Consider the following 18,627-nt stretch of genomic DNA (forward strand, 5'->3'; position numbering starts at 1 on the left):
GGTATCCCGCCCATCCGGCGCCATGATTCCGTTATAATCTCGCGATTTCCCGCGCCGAAGGAGTGTTCCTTTTGAAACCCGTCAAGCTTGGCCTGCTGGGCCTGGGTACCGTGGGCAGCGGTACCGCCAACGTGCTCAAACGCAACAGTGATGAGATCACCCGCCGGGCCGGTCGGGGCATCGAGATCGTGGCCGCCGCCGGCAAGAATCTGGACAGCCACAACTGTCACGATGTGAGCGGCATGCGCCTGACCGATGATGCCTTCTCGGTGGTCAATGACCCGGAGGTGGAAGTGGTGGTCGAACTGATCGGCGGCACCACCCTGGCCCGCGAACTGGTGCTTGGCGCCATCGATCAGGGCAAGCACGTGGTCACCGCCAACAAGGCCTTGATCGCCCTGCACGGCAACGAGATTTTTGCCCGCGCCCAGGAAAAGGGCGTCATTGTCGCCTTCGAGGCGGCGGTGGCCGGCGGCATTCCCATCATCAAGGCGATCCGCGAAGGACTGGCGGGCAACCGCATCAACTGGGTGGCCGGTATCATCAACGGCACCGGGAACTTCATCCTTACCGAGATGCGGGACAAGGGCCGCGATTTCCAGGATGTGCTGGCCGAGGCCCAGCGCCTGGGTTATGCGGAGGCCGACCCCACCTTCGACGTGGAAGGCATCGACGCCGCCCACAAGCTGACCATCCTGGCCTCCATTGCCTTCGGTATCCCGCTGCAGTTCGATCGGGTATATACCGAGGGGATCACCGGCATCACCCGGGAGGATGTGGCCTATGCCAACGAACTGGGCTACCGCATCAAACATCTGGGGATTGCCCGGCGCACGGCTCAGGGCATCGAGCTGCGGGTGCATCCCACCCTCATCCCGGAGCGACGTCTGATCGCCAACGTGGACGGGGTCATGAACGCGGTGTTGGTGTCCGCCGATGCCGTGGGGCCGACCCTGTACTACGGTGCGGGTGCCGGTTCCGAGCCCACCGGATCCGCAGTGGTGGCGGACATCGTGGACGTGGTGCGGGCCATGACCACGGATCCGGAGAACCGCGTCCCTCATCTGGCCTTCCAGGCGGACACCCTGTCGGATACCACCATCCTGCCCATGGAAGCGGTGAAGACCTCCTTCTACCTGCGTCTGCGGGTGCTGGACCGCCCCGGTGTGATGGCCGACATCACCCGCATCCTGGCCAACGAGGACATCAGCATCGAGGCCATCCTGCAGAAGGAACAGGATGACGACACCACGGAAGCGGACGTGATCCTGCTCACCCACGAGGTGCGCGAAGGCAACATGATCCAGGCCATTCGGGAGATCGAGGCCCTGGAGACCGTGAAGACGCCGGTGATTCGCATCCGCCTCGAGAATCTCAAGTAAGCCATCCGTACCCGAGAGAACATCATGCCTTTTCGACCCCGTTACACCGGTATCATCGAGCGTTATCGCGACCGTCTGCCGATCCACGATGATACCCGCATCATCGGTCTGGGGGAGGGCAATACGCCCCTCATCCGCCTGAACAACATTCCGCGCCTGATCGGCAAGGAAGTGGATATCTACGTCAAGTACGAGGGCCTCAACCCCACCGGGTCGTTCAAGGACCGGGGCATGACCATGGCCGTGACCAAGGCGATGGAAGAAGGCTCCAGGGCCATCATCTGCGCCTCCACCGGCAATACCTCCGCGGCCGCCGCGGCGTATGCGGCCCGGGCCGGCATCACCGCCTTCGTGCTGATCCCGGACGGCAAGATCGCCCAGGGCAAGCTGGCTCAGGCCATGATGCACGGTTCGATGGTGATTCAGATCAAGGGCAATTTCGATGACGGCATGCGCCTGGTGAAGGAAGTGGCGGAAAGTGCGCCGGTGACCATCGTCAACTCGGTCAATCCTTATCGCCTGCAGGGCCAGAAGACGGCGGCCTTCGAGATCGTCGAAGAACTGGGTCGGGCACCGGATTATCACTGCCTGCCGGTGGGCAATGCGGGCAACATCACCGCTCACTGGATCGGTTACTGCGAATATTCCTCCGCCTCCGGCGATCACGTCACCGAATCCTGTGGTTTCTGCAAGGGCCGCTGCATGTATGCCGGTGGCGCGGTGGTGGGCAACCGGCCCAGGATGGTGGGCTATCAGGCCTCGGGCAGCGCGCCCTTCATGCGGGGGCATATGGTGGATAACCCGGAAACCGTGGCCACCGCCATCCGCATCGGGCACCCGCAGTCCTGGGACTATGCCTGGAAGGTCAAGGAAGAGTCCGGCGGCTGGTTTGACGAGTGCAGCGACGAGGAGATCCTGGCGGCGCAGAAGCTTTTGGCAGAGAAGGAAGGCGTGTTCTGCGAACCGGCCTCCGCCACTTCTTTGGCAGGCGCATTGCGGGATGTGCAGCAGGGCAAGATCCCCGAAGGCTCCAGCATCGTCTGCACCCTGACCGGCCATGGTCTGAAGGATCCGGATACTGCCATCCGCCAGTCCAGCCGGGTACCGGTGACGGTGGATGCGACCCTTGACTCGGTCAAGCGGGCGATCCTGGAGAATATGTAAGTTGACCCGGTGATGAGGGGGAGGCAGCCTCCGGCCCACAACCGGCGTCTCACCCTCACTTCACCTGAAGTCCCCCCACCCAGTCCCGGGCAAACTGCCACGCAACCCGTCCGCTGCGCGATCCGCGCAGCAGGGCAAACCGCAGGGCTTGTGTCCGGCAGTTGTCGTCCATGGTCACGCCACCGAGGCGTGTCAGCCAATGTTCCACTACCGCCAGGTATTGCCCCTGATTGAAGGGGTGAAACGACACCCACATCCCGAACCGCTCCGACAGAGACACCTTTTCCTCCACCGCCTCTCCGGGGTGGATCTCATCACCTTCCCGCCGGACTTCCAGGTTGTCCGTCAGTCGCTCCGGCATCAGGTGGCGTCGATTGGAAGTGGCATAGATCAGCACATTGTCCGGTGTCCCTTCCAGGGCGCCGTCCAGGGCGGCCTTCAGGGCCTTGTAGGCGGGCTCGTCTGCCTCGAAGGACAGGTCATCGGCAAACAGGATGAACCGTTCGGGGCGGTCACGCAGCGGGGCCACGATCTCCGGCAGATTGACCAGGGACTGGGCATCCACCTGCACCATGCGCAGACCTTGATCCCCGTAGCGTGTGAGCAGGGCGCGCATCAGGGAAGACTTGCCCGTACCCCGGGCGCCCCACAGCAGGGCGTTGTTGGCCGGAACACCCTGTACGAACTGGCGCGTGTTGCGGTCCAGCAGGGACTTGGGGCGGTCGATGTGCAGCAGATCGTCAAGGTCCAGCGGCGGCACGCTGGGAATGCTTTGCAGATGATGGTCTCGCCAGCGGAAGGCCGGGGCCTTCCAGTCGGGTGCCGGGGCGGTCCCGGGCAGCAGGGTATCCAGGCGGTTCAGCAGTGATTCCGCCTGATCCAGCAGTTGATGGAGTGGATGGGTGTCGTGCATGGATGATCAGTGGGTTCGGTGTCGCTGCCGCAGGAGAAGGTATTTTATCCCACCCGGCAAGACAGGGGAGAGCCGGTCGGCGATCATGATTTGCCGATCTGGGTGAGGTTGAGGCTGCGGATGGCCAGAAAGACCTCTCTGAGGAAGGCCAGCAGGGCGCCAATGAGGCAGAACATGGCGAGCACGAACAGGGCGCCGATGAGTAGCGGGTTGTCGATGCCGAGAAAGTATTCGATGAAGGCGGAGACGATGGTCAGGCAGATCAGCAGGGCGGTGGTGATGCCCAAGGTGATGCCCAGGTGCACCATTCTTACCCTTCCCTCCAGCAGTTCCAACTCACGGATGGCGGTCTTATGGAACTCATGGTCTTCATGGCGGATGCGTTCCAGCAGGTGACGCCGCCGATCCACCACCCGGGACAGTCGAGAGACAAAGGCGTTGATGAAACCTGCGATGCCCACCAGTAGGAATACCGGGGCGACCGAAAGCTGGATCACGGTGGAAATATCGTAAAGGGTCTGTGCCGACGACATGGGTTTTCCTGATGGGGTTTCCTGTGGTGTTGTAACGGCCCGCGCGGACCCGGTTCATTCCCTGTTCATTCCCTCACAAACGAGCGTCCAGTGGAAGCAAGGATCGTCCGTCACGGGTTACTACCGTCATTCCCGCGCAAGCGGGAATCCAGTTACATCAGGGTGAGGGCATGCGCTTCGGCTATCGTCATTCCCGCACAAGCGGGAATCCAGTGGCGGACTGAGAATACTGGACTCCCGCTTCTGCGGGAGCGACGAAAAAATCCTCCGCAGTGACGAGAAAAGACTCGTCGCAGTGGTGACAAGACCCATCGGAGTGGCGGCATGGGGGTTTTTCAGGACTGCCTTCGCAATTTATCCTGCTCCGCTGTGCTATGGTCATAGGCGAGATGAACGGGCTGATCGAGAGGTGCTGCATGATGACCGAGCACACCGAGTTTGCAGATATACCTCAGGTGGCGGTGAATTTCATGAACCAGGACCACGATGAGGCGATGGCTCTGCTGGAGCGGGTGGTCGGCTGTCTGGCCGATGTGCCGGCATCTCAAGCCGACAGCGGGAGGCTGCGCGATGATCTGCGTGATTTCATCGAGCACAGCCGGGCTCACTTCCGGCGTGAGGAGGTTTTGATGAAGGCGGTGGCATTTCCACCGTTCCAGCTCCACAAGCAGGAGCATGATGCCCGCCTGGAAGACCTGGTGGCTTGCGTGGATGACCTGGATGCGGGGGTCATTGATCTGGCGGATCTGAGGCGGGTGCTGGTGGAGGACTTCGTGCCCTGGTACCAGCGCCATTGTGCCACCATGGACAAGGCAACCGCCCGGTTCGTGGCCCGACGTGGCGCGGAGTCGGCCAAGATTCCTTAGCCGCCATCCCCCTCTCTCCCAAGGGGAGAGGGGGATGGCGAGTGGCCTGCTCAGCCCTCCAGGCGCCGGTACTTCACCCGGTGCGGGTGGTCCGCCTGGGCGCCCAGGCGCTTCTTGCGATCATCCTCGTATTCCTGGTAGTTCCCCTCGAAGAACAGCACGTTGCCGTCCTCCTCGAAGGCCAGGATGTGGGTGGCGATGCGGTCAAGGAACCAGCGGTCATGGGAGATCACCACCGCGCTGCCGGGGAAGGCCAGCAGGCCTTCTTCCAGGGCCCGCAGGGTTTCCACGTCCAGGTCGTTGGTGGGTTCGTCCAGCAGCAGCAGGTTGCCGCCGCTCTTGAGCAGCTTGGCCAGATGCACCCGGTTGCGTTCCCCCCCGGAGAGCTGCTTCATCTGCTTTTGCTGATCCCCGCCCTTGAAGTTGAAGCGGCCCACATAGGCCCGTGAGGGCATCTGGTACTGCCCCACCTGGATGATGTCCTGGCCGTTGGAGATCTCTTCCCAGACGGTCTTTTCATCCGCCAGGGCGTCACGACTCTGATCCACGTAGGCTACCTGGACCGTCTCGCCGATGCGGATGGTGCCGCTGTCGGGCTGTTCCTGGCCTACGATCATGCGGAACAGGGTGGACTTGCCGACACCGTTGGGTCCGATGACGCCGACAATGCCGCCGCGCGGCAGGCTGAAGCTCAGGTTTTCGTACAGGATCCGGTCGCCATAGGCCTTGCCGACGCCGTCCAGTTCCACCACCACGTCACCCAGGCGAGGACCCGGCGGGATGTAGATTTCCTGGGTCTCGCTGCGTTTCTGGAATTCCTGAGAGGAGAGTTCCTCGAAGCGCTTGAGGCGGGCCTTGCTCTTGGAAGTGCGCCCCTTGGGATTGCTGCGGACCCATTCCAGTTCCGCTTCCATGTTCTTGCGGCGGGCGCTTTCCTGCTTTTCCTCGATGGCCAGGCGCTTTTCCTTCTGTTCCAGCCAGGAGGAGTAGTTGCCTTCCCAGGGGATGCCGTGACCCCGGTCCAGTTCCAGGATCCAGCCGGCCACGTTGTCCAGGAAGTAGCGGTCATGGGTGACGGCCACCACGGTGCCGGGGAATTCCTGCAGGAAGCGTTCCAGCCACGCCACGGATTCGGCGTCCAGGTGGTTGGTGGGTTCGTCCAGGATGAGCATGTCCGGGTTGGAGAGCAGCAGGCGGCACAGGGCCACGCGGCGGCGCTCGCCGCCGGAGAGCTTGGCCACGTCCGCGTCCCAGGGCGGCAGGCGCAGGGCGTCGGCGGCCACTTCCAGCTTGCGCTCCAGATCCCAGGCGCCAGCGGCGTCGATTTTGTCCTGCAGCTCCGCCTGTTCCGCCAGCAGTGTGTCGAAGTCCGCATCCGGATCGGCAAATGCCTCGGCAATGGCGTTGAAGCGGTCCACCAGGGCCTTGATGTCACCGACGCCGTCTTCCACGTTGCCGCGCACGTCCTTGGCTGCGTCCAGCTGGGGCTCCTGGGGCAGGTAGCCGACCTTGATCCCCGGCTGGGGGCGGGCCTCGCCGACAATGTCCTTGTCCACACCGGCCATGATGCGCAGCAGGGTGGATTTGCCGGCCCCGTTGTAGCCCAGCACGCCGATTTTGGCGCCGGGAAAGAAGTTCAGATAGATATCCTTCAGGATCTCTTTCTTGGGCGGGACAACTTTGCCCACACCATTCATGGTGTAGATGTATTGGGCCATGGACTCAACCTGTAGTGAGACGTAACCCCTTATTATGTGGAATCGCCCCTGGAGTTTCCAGTGGCCGGTGCCGACCGCTTGCGCGCCCCACCAATACGCTGATCGGTTTCAGGGTTGCAAGTGCGTGATCAGTTTGCAATGCTGGGAATTGATCTTTGCGCCGCATCATTGATGACCTGGAGCCCATGCCCCCCTCAGCCGTGTTGTCTCGGGAAGTGCCGTGATGCCTGGTCCCGAGGGAAATTCGCCCTTACTGCATGGCGGACTGGTGGCCTTGCTGGCCCTGATGCTATTCGTGGTGGCGGACATGACTTGGGAGCAACGGCTCACGGACCGGTCCCGGGCTGAAGTGACCAGCCAGCTGGCCGCGCTGCGTGCCCGCCTGGAGGGCGAACTCAACGCCACCATCTTCCTGTCCCAGACACTGGCCACCTACGCAACCCTGAATCCTTCACTGACCCAGGCAGATTTCGGTCGCGTGGCCGGACACATCATGCGGGAACGACCGCAGGTCATCCGCAGCATTGCACTGGTGCCGGATAACGTGATCCGCTTCATCTATCCGCTGGAGGAAAATCGTGCCGCGCTCGGTGCGAATCTGTTTGATCATCCTTTGCAGGGAGACTCTGTCCGACTGGCGATGGCATCCGGCGAACCGGTGCTGGCAGGTCCCTGGCCGCTGGTGCAGGGTGGGGAGGCACTGATCATCCGGGTGCCGGTCCATGTCCCGGAATATCCAGGGGATGCAGGGCGTGGGACATACTGGGGTCTGGCCAGTGTCGTCATCGACATGGATGCGATCTATGCGATGGTGGGCATGGGAGAGTTCCAGCGGACGTTGGCCATTGCCATCCGCGGTCGTGATGGCATGGGGGCCCAAGGTGACATCATTTTCGGCAGCCCTGAACCGTTCGACATCACGGGTGTGGTGCAGGACGTGGTGATGCGCGGCGGCCACTGGGAACTGGGGGCGGTCCCCCGGGAAGGCTGGGGCGCGGTGTCACGCAGGCCGTTGGCCTGGTACTGGGCTGGTGCCCTGCTCATTGTTTTGTGCGGTGGGATGGCGTGGAAGCTGTCTCACCAGGCCCTTCAGGTCAGGACCTCGGAACTCCGCCACCGCGCCCTGAGTGAACGCCTGGAAGCCATCATTGCCGCCATGCCCGATATCTGCTTCATCCTGGACGCTCAGGGGCGGTATATGGATATCTTCGGGGGGGCGGATTCCCGGTACTACCACGATGGTCATCAGGCCCTGCTGGGCAAGACCGTGCATGAAGTGCTGCCCGCTGACAAGGCGGACGTTTTTCTGCGCATGATCGACCTGGCCCTGAACAGAAGACAGCTGCAATTCATCGAATATGACCTGGATGCCGGTGAGGTCGGTGGTCTGGACGCCGATTCGGGGCCGTCCGAACCGCAGTGGTTCGAGGGCAGGATCATGCCTCTCGGGACTCAGGTGATGGGACGTCCGGCGGTGATCTGGCTATCCGTGAACATCACTCAGCGCAAGAAGGCCCAGGACCGGATTCGTCATCTGGCTCTGCACGATCCCCTGACCGGCCTGGCCAACCGCACGTTGCTGCAGGAACGCCTCATTCATGCCCTGGAACGGTCCCGGCGCCATGGTACCCATAGCGCCCTGATGTTTCTGGATCTGGATGAGTTCAAGCCTGTCAATGACCGTTTCGGTCATGCGGCGGGCGACCGGTTGCTGTGCGAGGTGGCCAGACGCCTGGAGAGTTCGGTACGGGCCATGGACATGGTAGCAAGGCTCGGGGGAGATGAGTTCGTGATCCTGCTGGAGGATTTTCCAGGGGGCGAGCTGCCCTGTGTGGTGGCCGAGAAGCTGCTGGCGGTGCTGGGCGCACCGATTCCGGTTCAGGATAGCGAATGCACCATCAGCGGCAGTATCGGCATCAGCATCTACCCCATCCATGGCGAGGACCATGACACACTGATGCGCCATGCGGACCAGGCCTTGTATCAGGCCAAGAGCCTGGGCAAGAACCGCTACCGGGTGTTCACTGCCTGATGCCGATGCCTTTGTTGAGCAGGTAGAGGGCAGTGGCGTAGAGGATCAGGATGAAGCCGATGATGATGCCGTAGGAGAGCCACAGGTTGAAGTCCGTTACCCCCAGAAAGCCGTAGCGGAAGGCGTTCACCATGTAGAGGATGGGATTGAACATGGAAACTCCCTGCCAGAATGCCGGCAGCAGGCTGACGGCGTAGAATACCCCGCCCAGGTAGGTCAGGGGGGTGAGGATGAAGGTGGGGATGATGGAGATGTCATCGAAGCTACGGGCAAATACGCCGTTGATCAGCCCGGCCAGGGAGAACAGGGCGGCGGTGAGGACCACCACGGACAGGGCGACGGCCGGGTTGTGGATGCTGAAGGGACTGAAAAGCAGCGACACCAGGGTGACCGCCACGCCCACCGCCAGACCCCGGCAGATGCCGCCGCCGATAAAACCAAGGATGATCAGGTAGTTGGGTACGGGGGAAACCAGCATTTCTTCCAGGTGGCGCTGGAACTTGGAACTGTAGAACGAGGACACCACGTTGGCATAGGCATTGGTGATTACCGCCATCATGATCAGGCCCGGGACGATGAAGTCCATGTAGCGGATGCCGTCCATCTCGCCGATGCGCGACCCGATCAGCCCGCCGAAGATCACGAAGTACAGGCCCATGGTGATCATGGGGGGCAGGATGGTCTGGATCCAGATGCGCGAGAAGCGCAGGACTTCCTTGATGATGATGGTCTTGAAGGCGATCCAGTTGCTGCGGGCATTGTGGGCATTCATACGCCGCGCCCCTTGTCCACCATGTGCATGAAGAGTTGTTCCAGTCGATTGGTCTTGTTGCGCATGCTGCGTACCTGGATGCCTTCCCGATTCAGATCCACGAACAGACGATTCAGGCTGACGTCCCGGTCCACGTCCGCCTCCAGGGTGAGTTCGTCCACCCAGCGCAGGCGATGACCGGTTATATCGGGTAGGTGTACCAGGGGGCGGATCAGATCCAGGATGAAGGTCTCCGTGTTGAGTTGTCCCAGCAGGCCCTTCATGGTGGTGTTTTCGATGATCCGGCCGTGATCGATGATGGCGATGTTGCGGCAGAGGGTCTCGGCCTCTTCCAGATAGTGGGTGGTGAGGATGATGGTGCACCCCTGCCGGTTGATGTCCTTGAGGAACTGCCACATGGAACGGCGGATCTCGATGTCCACCCCGGCGGTGGGTTCGTCCAGGATCAGCAGCCGGGGCTCGTGAACCAGAGCGCGGGCGATCATCAGGCGTCGCTTCATGCCGCCGGAGAGCGTGCGGGCCATATCCTTGCGCTTGTCCCACAGGCCCAGTTCCACCAAGTACTTTTGTGCCCGTTTCCAGGCCTCCTTGCGGGGGATGCCGTAGTAACCGGCCTGATTCACCAGGATCTCCTGCACCGGTTCGAAGGTATTGAAGTTGAATTCCTGGGGCACCAGGCCCAGGCAGCGCTTGGCGGCGTACAGGTCTCGATCCAGGTCATGGCCGAAGATGGAAACGCTTCCGCCGCTCTTGTTCACCAGGGAGGCGATGATGCTGATGGTGGTGGACTTGCCGGCCCCGTTGGGGCCGAGCAGGGCAAAGAAATCCCCCGGGGCCACGTCCAGGTCGATACCCTTGAGGGCCTCAAGGCCGTTTTTGTAGGTCTTGGTGAGCTGACGGATGCAGAGGGCTTTGGGCATGGTCTGTCTGTAGTGGTCCTGCGGCCGCGGAGGGGGAGGGGTAAAACAGAAAATTCTAACATATCGTCTCGAAGCCGAGCTTCTGCGCATCGCGAAAGCGCGTAAAATGCCCATTTCACGCCCTCCCAGGACATGCCCATGCTCGACTGTTTCGATAGCCGTTCCGACGCCGATTCCATCGCCCTCATCCCTGTGGAAGGCGATATGCTGGAGCGCTGGCTGGCGGATCAGCCCTCCCGCATCGTCAACTGGGTCCGGGCCTCGCGTTTTGAGGGGCGCACCGGCAGTGTCCTGCCTCTGCCGGACGAGGACGGCCATGTGCGCCGGGTGTTGGTGGGTGTGGACCGGGAGGCCTCCACCTGGGCCATCGGCAATGTCTCCAGCCGCCTGGGGGAGGGCACCTATCATCTGGACTGTGGCTGGCCGGCGGAGCGGCTGACCCGAGCGGCCATCGGCTGGGGCCTGGGGGCCTATCGCTTCGAGCGCTACAAGTCTTCCGGGCGGCCCCGGCCCCGGCTGAGCCTGGCGGGTCTGCCCGATGCCGATGCGGTGGTGCGGACGGTGGCAGCCATCGGGCTGGTTCGGGACCTGATCAATACGCCGGCCCACGACATGATGCCCCAGCATCTGGCCGGTGCGACCCGGGCACTGGCAGAGCGGCATGGGGCCACCTTCAGCGAGATCGTCGGCGAGGCCCTGCTGGCGCAAAACTACCCCTGCATCCATGCCGTGGGTCGTGCCAGCAGCCATCCGCCGCGCCTGATCGAACTGCGCTGGGGGGATCCGTCCCACCCCCGGGTCACCCTGGTGGGCAAGGGGGTTTGCTTCGACAGCGGCGGGCTGGATATCAAGCCCGCCAGCGGCATGAGATTGATGAAGAAGGACATGGGCGGTGCTGCCCATGTGCTGGGACTGGCCGACCTCATCATGGGCGCCGGGCTGCCCGTGAGCCTGCGGGTGATGGTGGGCGCGGTGGAGAACGCCATCTCCGGCAACGCCTTTCGCCCCGGCGACGTGCTGCGTTCCCGCAAGGGGTTGACCATCGAGATCGACAACACGGATGCGGAAGGCCGGTTGGTGCTCTGTGACATGCTGGCCGACGCCGCCGAGGAATCCCCAGAGGTGCTGCTGGATTTCGCCACCCTGACGGGGGCGGCCCGGGTGGCGGTGGGCACCGAGATCGGGGCCTTCTTCACCAACGATGAGACCCTGGCCGAGGGCGTCAACCGGCATGCGGCGGCACAGGAGGATCCCTGTTGGCGCCTGCCGCTCCACGCCCCCTATCGCTCTCAGCTGGACAGCCGGATCGCTGACCTGACCAACACCGGCAGCGGACCCTACGCCGGGGCCATCACCGCCGCCCTGTTCCTGCAGGCCTTTGTGCCCGACGGGCAGGTCTGGGGGCATTTCGACATCATGGCCTGGAATAATCGCAACCGCCCCGGCCGTCCCAAGGGCGGTGAGGCGCTGGGGGTGCGGGCCGCCTTTGCCTGGCTTGAAGATCGCTACGGTAAGCGCTGACCTGGGTCAGGTATCGGATTCCGGCTGCCGTTGGCCGAGTTTGTCCCGCAGCACTCGCCGAGTGTTCTTGTCGGCGTCGCTGAAGACGAAGCGGCCGGCCAGCACGCAGCCCTTCATGCCCGGCTCGCAGGGGCGGTTTTCCACCTTGTGGCAGAGCCCATTGCTTTCATGGGGACAACCCCAGCCTCCCATCATGGCCTCCTTTTCTTTTGTCATTTTCGGGAATCTTCCCCGCCATCACTCCCGCTGTCTGCCGTCACTCCCGCGAAAGCGGGAGTCCAGGGCTCCGGCCCGTGACTGGGTTACCGATTTCGCGGGAATGACGCAATTCCTGCAAAATCTACGATGACGCCATTTCCTGCAAGCGTCCCCCCTGCAGCATGTAGTGGGTGGTGCAGGGCGGGGCCATGTCCGGCTCATGGGCGATCACCAGGGTGGCCCGTCCGGACAGCCAGGGTGTCAGGCGCTGCTTGAGCCGCTCGATGGTGGCCGGGTCCAAGCCCCGGAAGGGCTCGTCAAGGATCACCACAGGGGCACCCTTGAGGATCAGGCGGGCCAGGGCAAGGCGCCGGGCCTGGCCGCCGGAGACGAGGGCGCCACCTTCACCCACGGCAGTCTCCAGCCCCTGGGGCAGAGCGGCGATGAAGTCGTCCAGCCCGGCCAGGAACAGGGCCTCTTCCAGGGCCGCGTCATCCGCCTCGGGGCGCGCCAGGCGCAGGTTCGCGGCGACGGTATCGGCAAACAGGACGGTCTCCTGGCTGAGCACCCCCAGGGTGCTGTACAGGTCTTCATAACGCATGGACTGGACCGGGACCCCTCCCACTCGGGCCTCGCCCGCCTGGGCGGACACCAAGCGCAAGGCCACGGCAATCAGGCTGCTTTTGCCGGCTCCGCTGGCGCCGGTGATGAGCACGGTCTCGCCGGGATGGACGCTCAGGTCCACCCCGTCCAGGACCCAGGGTGCGTCGTTGCTGTAGCGCAGCCAGACGCCTTCCAGGGCGAGCGTACCTTCGCTGGTGGGCTGCCGCGGCGGCACCGGTTCCGGCAGGGCCGGGCGGGTATGGGCCACGTCCAGCAGCCGGGCGGCGGCGGCACGAATCTGTCCCAGGCGCTGATAGGCCCCCGGCAGCATGGCCACGGCCTCCGACAGGCCCAGGGTGGCCAACACCAGCAGCACCACGATGGGTGCCGTCACCTGGTCTTGCGACAACCAGCCCACGCCCAGCCACAGGGCCAGCCAGACGGCCCCCAGGCCTGCCAGCATGGCGGCTGTATCTCCCAGGGCACCCCAGCGCACTAGCTGGATCTCGGCCCGGGCCCGGTCCTGTTCGGCCGCAGCAAGGCTCGCCCGTTGCCGGGGCAGGGCACCGAACACCCGCAACTCCGCCAGCCCCTGCACACCTTCCACCGCCCGTTCCCGCACTCGGGCGGCAGCCTCAATGCGCGCTGCGCCGCTACGGCCGCCCAGGACCACGGCGATGGCGGGCAGGATCAGGCCGGCCAGGGCCAGCACCGCCACCACCCAAAGCACCGTGAGAGGGGCCAGCAGGCCGAAGAAGAGGGCGCCGCCCAGGAGGGTCAGCACGGCGGTGAGAGTGGGGGTGATGACCCGCAGGAACAGACCGTCCAGGGTGTCGATATCCCCTACCAACCGCTGCAAGAGGTCGGCGGAACGGAACCGGGCCAGAGTGCCGGGGTCCAGAGGCGCCAGGGCCCGGAACAGCCAGCTGCGCAGGTCCGCCAGATGCCGCAATACCGCTTCGTGGTTGACGATGCGCTCCCCATAGCGGGCCACGGTACGCCCCACCGCCAGGGCGCGAATGCCGCCGGCGGGCCGGTAGACATCCAGGGCGATGATCAGCCCCGCGCCCGCCAGGGCCGACGCGGTAATGAACCACCCGGACAGGGCCAGCAGGCCGGTGGCCGCCACCACGGTGAGGACGGCCAACAGGAGGCCGCCCAGAAACCAGGGCAGGCGCGGGATGGAGAGGCGAAGGAAGGGAATCAGATCGTTCATCGGTTGGCGTCCGCCCCGCCGGTGTCGTGGACCACGCAGCCATCCTGGATGGTGATGACCCGGTTTGCCCAGGCCAGCACTCGGGGGTGATGACTGGCGATGAGGATGGTGGCACCGGCGGTGGCGGAACGCTCCAGGGCCTCAAGTACCAGGGCCTCCGCCTCCGGGTCCAGTCCCGCGGTGGGCTCGTCCAACAGCCACAGGGGGGCCTGCTTCAGGGCGGCCCGGGCCAGGGCGACCCGCTGGGCCTGACCGCCTGACAGACCGCGCGCCCGTTCGCCCAGGACGGTCTCCAGGCCCTGGGGCAGCCGGGCGGCAAAGGTCATCACTCCGGCTTCCGTGGCGGCCCGGATCACCGCGCCCTGATCGGCGTCGGGGCGGCTCAGACGGATGTTGTCGGCCAGGGTGCCGGTGAAGAGATGGGGGCGTTGCCCCACCCATGCCGCCTGATGCAGGGGGTCGGGGTCGGCGCCGTCCACGGTCACCTGTCCTTGATTCGGCGCGATGAACCCGGCCAGCAGGTGCAGCAGGGTGGACTTGCCGGCGCCGCTGGGACCGGCCAGGGCCACGCGCTCACCGGGCCGTATCTCCAGGCTGATCCCAGCCAGGGCGGTGCGGCGGCCTTCATCAAAGCAGACACTCACCTCCTGGAACCGGATCGATACCCCGGTGGGGCGTGGTGACGGCGCCACCGGGCTGGGCGGTGCGGCGGGCGCCTCGCGGCTGAGCAGGGGCAGGATGGTCTGGGCAGCGCCCAGGGCGGCGGCCCGGTCATGGTAGTGCAGGGCCAGCTGCCGCAGGGGCTGGAAGAAATCCGGCGCCATCAGCAGGATGAATAGTCCCGAGAACAGGCTCAGCTGGCCGGCCGGCCCCCATTGCAGATAGCCGATCAGGGCAAAGCCCACGTACATGGCCACCAGGGCGATGGCCACGGCGCTGAAGAATTCGAGCACGGCGGAAGAGAGAAAGGCTACCCGCAGGACCTTCATGGTGGTGGCCCGGTAGCCATCGGCGGCCTCGGCGACTTCCTGAGCCGCCCGTCCCTGGGCGTTGAACAGCCGCAGGGTGGTCAGGCCCTGGAGCCGGTCGAGGAAATGCCCGCCCAGGCGGGAGACGGTTTCTTGCTGACGGCGGCTGACCTGTTCGGCCCCCATACCCAGTAGGGCCATGAAGAAGGGGATCAGCGGGGCGGTGAACAGCAGGATCAGGGCGGCGACCCAATCCTGGGTCAGGGCGGCGATGAAGATCCCCAGGGGGACCAGCAGGCTCACCGCCACTTGCGGCAGGTAACGGGCGTAATAGCCATTCATGCCTTCTACCTGCTCGACGACGGCCGAGGCCAGGCTGCCGCTGTGCCGATCCGCCAGGCGCACCGGCCCCAGGGCGGCCATGTGGGCAAAGAGCTCGTCCCGCAGCCGGCCCTGAATCCTGAGGGCTGCCGCCTGCCCCAGGGTTTCCCGGGACCAGTTCAGGGCGCCACGCAGTCCCATCACCAGGGCCAGCCAGACAAAGGCCCCGGTCAGTGCCGACAGGCCGTCGCCATGGGTGATGGCCCGATCCAGTATGAAGGCCAGCAGGCCCGCCTGGGCGATGACCAGCAGGCCCGACAGGATACCGGCACCACTGGCCAGGTTGAGCAGGCCCCGAACCGGTGCGACGCGGGCATTGAGCCAGCGTTTCGCCTCGGCATTGGGAATGGGGGGGGCATGGCCTGAGGATGTGCTTGCGTCGTTCAGTGGTAACCCTCTCCGATACGGACCTTGCCGCGGAATACCCAGTAGGTCCAGGCGGTGTAGGCAAGGATGATAGGGATGACGAACAATAGTCCGATCAGGGTGAACAGCTGGGAATCAGGTGAGGAGGCAGCATCCCAGAAGGTGTGGTGGGGCGGGACCGCGTAGGGCCACATGCTGATCAAAAGGCCCAGGTAGGCCAGCAGGAACAGGGCCAGGGTGGCGACGAAGGGCGTGCCCTCGGCTCGATGTCCCAGACCGCGCCACAGCCACACACCGGCCACCAGGGACAGGGTCGGGAAGATCCACAGCACGGCGGCGTGTTCCAGCCAGCGTTCGAGGATATGTGGGTGGGCCACGGCGGTCCACAGACTCACCAGCAGGAAGACGAACAGTACGGCCACCACCATGCGGCCGGCGATGCGGTAAGCCAGGGTCTGCAGTTCGCCTTCGGTCTTCATGATCAGCCAGGTGGCCCCCAGCAGGGTATAGCCGGCTACCAGGCCCAGGCCGGTCATCACCGTGAAGGGCGTGAGCCAGTCAAAGGCGCCGCCCACATAGGAGAAGCCCTCCACCTCGAAACCCTGGATGTAGGCGCCCACCACGGCACCCTGGGCGAAGGCAGCCACGAGGGAGCCGCCGAAGAAGGCGATATCCCAGGGGCGCCGCTTTTCCGGAGCCGCCTTGAAGCGGAACTCGAAGGCCACGCCGCGGAAGATGAGTCCCGCCAGCATCAGGAAGACCCCGATGTAGAGGGCGGGCAGGAACACGGCATAGATGAGCGGAAACGCCGCCAGCAGGCCGGCGCCGCCCAGTACCAGCCAGGTTTCGTTGCCATCCCATACCGGGGCTACGGAGTTCATCATCACGTCGCGGTGTTCGTCACTGCCGGCAAAAGGGAAGAGTATACCCACTCCCAGGTCGAAACCGTCCATGAACACGTACATGAACACGCCAAAGCCGATGATGAAGATCCAGATCAGGGTCAGGTCGATCAGTTCCATGTCTGTGCGCTCCCGGCCTTCAGGCCATGGTCTTGTCGTCGGCGGCGGAGAACGGCCGTTTGGCGTGGGCACCCGGCAGGTCTTCCGACAGGTCCGCCTGATCGGGACCCTGGCGGATGATGCGCACCAGGAAGGTGATGCCGGCGATGAACACCACCGCGTAGACGGTGATGTATCCCGTCAGGGTGAACAGGGCCATGGCGCCGGTCAGGGAGGGGGTTAGCCCTTCCGAGGTGCGGTGCAGGCCATGGACCAGCCAGGGCTGACGTCCCACCTCGGTGACGAACCATCCGGCCAGGACAGCGGCAAAGGGTAGCGGAATCATCAGGCTGGTCAACCTCAGGAAGCGTTTTGATTCCACCAGGCGATCCCGCCAGGTGAGCCAGGCACCCCACAGGGCAATGATGATCATGAGCAGGCCGATGCCCACCATGACCCGGAAAGACCAGAACACGATGGGCATGTTGGGACGATCCTCGGGGGCCCATTCCTTCAGGCCGGGAAGGGTGCCGTTGAGTTCATGGGTAAGGATCAGGCTGGCCATGTTGGGGATGCCGATCTCCAGGAAATTGCGTTCCTGGGACTGACTGGGAATGGCGAACAGGAGCAGGGGGGCGCCATCGGTGGTTTCCCATACCCCTTCCATGGCCGCCACCTTGGCGGGCTGGTGCTTGAACGTGTTGAGACCGTGCACATCCCCCACCAGCAGCTGGGCCGGGGCGGCGAAGGCCAGCATGATCAGGCACATCTGCAGGGCCTTCCTGGATGCCTCCGGCGCCTTGCCCTTGAGCAAATACCAGGCCGATACCCCGGCGACCACGAAGCCGCCGGTGAGGAATGAGGCCAGGGCCACGTGGAAGAAACGCGGACCGAAGGAGGGATTGAAGATCGCCTCGGTCCATGACGTCACATGGAAGATGCCGTCCCGCAACTCAACGCCCGCCGGGGTTTGCATCCAGCTGTTGGCGGAAAGGATCCAGAACGAGGAGATGAGGGTGCCCAGCGCCACCATGCAGGCGGCGAAAAGATGGGTGCCCCGGGGGACCTTGTCACGACCGAACAGCAGCACGCCCAGGAACACGGCCTCCAGGAAGAAGGCGGTGACCACTTCATAGGCCAGGATGGGACCGAGGAAGTTGGCACTGGCATAGGAGAACACGCTCCAGTTGGTGCCGAACTGGAACGACATGACGATGCCGGACACCACTCCCATCCCGAAGACCACGGCGAAGACCTTGGTCCAGAACCGGGATAACTGCTCATAGGCGAGGTTGCCGGTACGGTAGAGCAGTCCTTCCAGCAGGGCGATGTAGGAAGCCAGTCCGATGGTGAAGACGGGGAAGATGGCGTGGAACGAGACCACGAAGGCAAACTGGATTCGGGATAGGAGTAGGGGGTCAAGCTCCATCATGGTTCGGTCCTCGGGTCCCGATTTTGAAGGTTCGCATTCTGTCCGGAGTGCCTGTTATTTCCCATGATTTTGGTCAATCTTTGTTGGCTCGATGCTTTGTGAGTCGGGCATTGAAAAGATACCAGCCGGTTGGTATGTTCTCGCCATGAATCCTCAGGACAGCTTGCGCAAGAAACAACCGGCCCGGGTTCGGCGGGCACTGCTGGATCAGGGGGCGCGCCTGTGCTCCGAACATGGCGTGTCGGGGCTGACCCTGCAAGCTGTTGCGGACGCCGCCGGCGTGACCAAGGGGGGGCTGTTGCACCATTTCCCCTCGAAACAGGTGCTGGTGGAGGCCATCTTTGATGACCTGTTGCAGCGTTTCGAACACAGTATCGACCGCCTGATGGCCCTGGATGCCGAGCCCCACGGGCGTTTTACCCGGGCCTATGTGACCGCGACGATGGAACTGATCGGCATGGACGAGTTCATCAAGTGGCAGAGTCTCATGATGACCATGCTGACCGATCCGGGCATCAGACAGGGCTGGAAGTGCTGGATGGAAGCCCAGCAGGCACGATACAGGGAATCCGATGAGGATGGCCGGTTGGTGCTGGCCCGGTATGCCGCTGATGGGATCTGGCTGGCCGCGGTGCAGGGGC

17 protein-coding genes are annotated in these 18,627 nt (G+C 64.0%); 7 read left to right on the plus strand and 10 right to left on the minus strand.

All coding sequences use genetic code 11. The features are described 5' to 3' along the window. Positions 1–71: 71 nt before the first annotated feature. Together LQ952_RS05830 and thrC are read left to right on the plus strand one after the other, a co-directional pair. Complete coding sequence (locus LQ952_RS05830; protein ID WP_238621717.1) at positions 72–1,382, plus strand: homoserine dehydrogenase; 1,311 nt, start codon at positions 72–74, stop codon at positions 1,380–1,382. 24 nt (positions 1,383–1,406) lie between these two features. Further along, positions 1,407–2,546 carry a threonine synthase gene (thrC, locus tag LQ952_RS05835; protein ID WP_238621718.1) on the plus strand — a complete coding sequence of 380 codons (1,140 nt, stop codon included), beginning with the start codon at positions 1,407–1,409 and terminating at the stop codon, positions 2,544–2,546. 55 nt (positions 2,547–2,601) lie between these two features. Here the strand turns inward: thrC and LQ952_RS05840 are convergent, their stop codons facing one another. Both LQ952_RS05840 and LQ952_RS05845 read right to left on the minus strand, forming a co-directional pair. Then, on the minus strand, positions 2,602–3,459 hold the full coding sequence (locus LQ952_RS05840) for an ATP-binding protein (RefSeq protein WP_238621719.1): 858 nt from the start codon (positions 3,457–3,459) through the stop codon (positions 2,602–2,604). 83 nt (positions 3,460–3,542) lie between these two features. Further along, complete coding sequence (locus LQ952_RS05845) at positions 3,543–3,992, minus strand: DUF2721 domain-containing protein (protein WP_238621720.1); 450 nt, start codon at positions 3,990–3,992, stop codon at positions 3,543–3,545. A gap of 416 nt (positions 3,993–4,408) precedes the next feature. Here LQ952_RS05845 and LQ952_RS05850 point away from each other — a divergent pair, with 416 nt between their 5' ends. After that, on the plus strand, positions 4,409–4,858 hold the full coding sequence (locus LQ952_RS05850) for a bacteriohemerythrin (protein ID WP_238621721.1): 450 nt from the start codon (positions 4,409–4,411) through the stop codon (positions 4,856–4,858). 50 nt (positions 4,859–4,908) lie between these two features. Here LQ952_RS05850 and ettA read toward each other — a convergent pair whose 3' ends face one another. Further along, positions 4,909–6,576: an energy-dependent translational throttle protein EttA gene (gene ettA, locus LQ952_RS05855; RefSeq protein WP_238621722.1), complete on the minus strand. Its 1,668-nt coding sequence runs from the start codon at positions 6,574–6,576 to the stop codon at positions 4,909–4,911. A 223-nt stretch (positions 6,577–6,799) separates the two neighbouring features. On the opposite strand from ettA, the gene LQ952_RS05860 reads away from it, so the two are divergent. Next, a complete protein-coding gene (locus LQ952_RS05860) occupies positions 6,800–8,608 on the plus strand; it encodes a sensor domain-containing diguanylate cyclase (protein ID WP_238621723.1) in 1,809 nt (602 codons plus the stop codon). Here the strand turns inward: LQ952_RS05860 and LQ952_RS05865 are convergent. Next, the gene (locus LQ952_RS05865; RefSeq protein ID WP_238621724.1) at positions 8,598–9,380 is read right to left on the minus strand and encodes an ABC transporter permease; all 783 of its coding nucleotides are present in this window, start codon (positions 9,378–9,380) and stop codon (positions 8,598–8,600) included. The genes LQ952_RS05860 and LQ952_RS05865 overlap by 11 nt on opposite strands. After that, positions 9,377–10,300 carry an ABC transporter ATP-binding protein gene (locus LQ952_RS05870; protein ID WP_238621725.1) on the minus strand — a complete coding sequence of 308 codons (924 nt, stop codon included), beginning with the start codon at positions 10,298–10,300 and terminating at the stop codon, positions 9,377–9,379. Before LQ952_RS05870 ends, LQ952_RS05865 begins: the two co-directional genes overlap by 4 nt. Before the next feature lie 138 nt (positions 10,301–10,438). Between LQ952_RS05870 and LQ952_RS05875 the strand changes: the two genes are divergently transcribed. Beyond that, entirely contained in the window at positions 10,439–11,821 is a 1,383-nt protein-coding gene (locus LQ952_RS05875; RefSeq protein WP_238621726.1) for a leucyl aminopeptidase family protein, read from the plus strand. Between the two features lie 6 nt (positions 11,822–11,827). Here LQ952_RS05875 and LQ952_RS05880 read toward each other — a convergent pair whose 3' ends face one another. The 3 genes from LQ952_RS05880 to cydD form a co-directional block, all read right to left on the minus strand. Then, entirely contained in the window at positions 11,828–12,037 is a 210-nt protein-coding gene (locus LQ952_RS05880; RefSeq protein WP_238621727.1) for a hypothetical protein, read from the minus strand. Positions 12,038–12,161: 124 nt separating this feature from the next. Beyond that, a complete protein-coding gene (gene cydC / locus LQ952_RS05885; RefSeq protein ID WP_238621728.1) occupies positions 12,162–13,838 on the minus strand; it encodes a thiol reductant ABC exporter subunit CydC in 1,677 nt (558 codons plus the stop codon). Further along, positions 13,835–15,451, minus strand: coding sequence for a thiol reductant ABC exporter subunit CydD (gene cydD / locus LQ952_RS05890; RefSeq protein ID WP_238621732.1), 1,617 nt, complete (start codon positions 15,449–15,451; stop codon positions 13,835–13,837). Before cydD ends, cydC begins: the two co-directional genes overlap by 4 nt. On the opposite strand from cydD, the gene LQ952_RS05895 reads away from it, so the two are divergent. Next, positions 15,380–15,553 carry a hypothetical protein gene (locus LQ952_RS05895; protein ID WP_238621729.1) on the plus strand — a complete coding sequence of 58 codons (174 nt, stop codon included), beginning with the start codon at positions 15,380–15,382 and terminating at the stop codon, positions 15,551–15,553. The genes cydD and LQ952_RS05895 overlap by 72 nt on opposite strands. Positions 15,554–15,570: 17 nt before the next feature. On the opposite strand, the gene cydB is transcribed toward LQ952_RS05895, so the two are convergent. Then, positions 15,571–16,575, minus strand: a complete 1,005-nt coding sequence (cydB, locus tag LQ952_RS05900; protein WP_238621730.1) for a cytochrome d ubiquinol oxidase subunit II — start codon at positions 16,573–16,575, stop codon at positions 15,571–15,573. Between the two features lie 19 nt (positions 16,576–16,594). Then, complete coding sequence (locus LQ952_RS05905) at positions 16,595–17,983, minus strand: cytochrome ubiquinol oxidase subunit I (protein WP_238621733.1); 1,389 nt, start codon at positions 17,981–17,983, stop codon at positions 16,595–16,597. Positions 17,984–18,131: 148 nt separating this feature from the next. Between LQ952_RS05905 and LQ952_RS05910 the strand changes: the two genes are divergently transcribed. Further along, on the plus strand, positions 18,132–18,627 hold a 496-nt coding region (locus tag LQ952_RS05910), incomplete at its 3' end, for a TetR/AcrR family transcriptional regulator (RefSeq protein WP_238621731.1).

The organism is Ectothiorhodospira lacustris (assembly GCF_022227785.1).
Lineage (GTDB): Bacteria > Pseudomonadota > Gammaproteobacteria > Ectothiorhodospirales > Ectothiorhodospiraceae > Ectothiorhodospira > Ectothiorhodospira lacustris.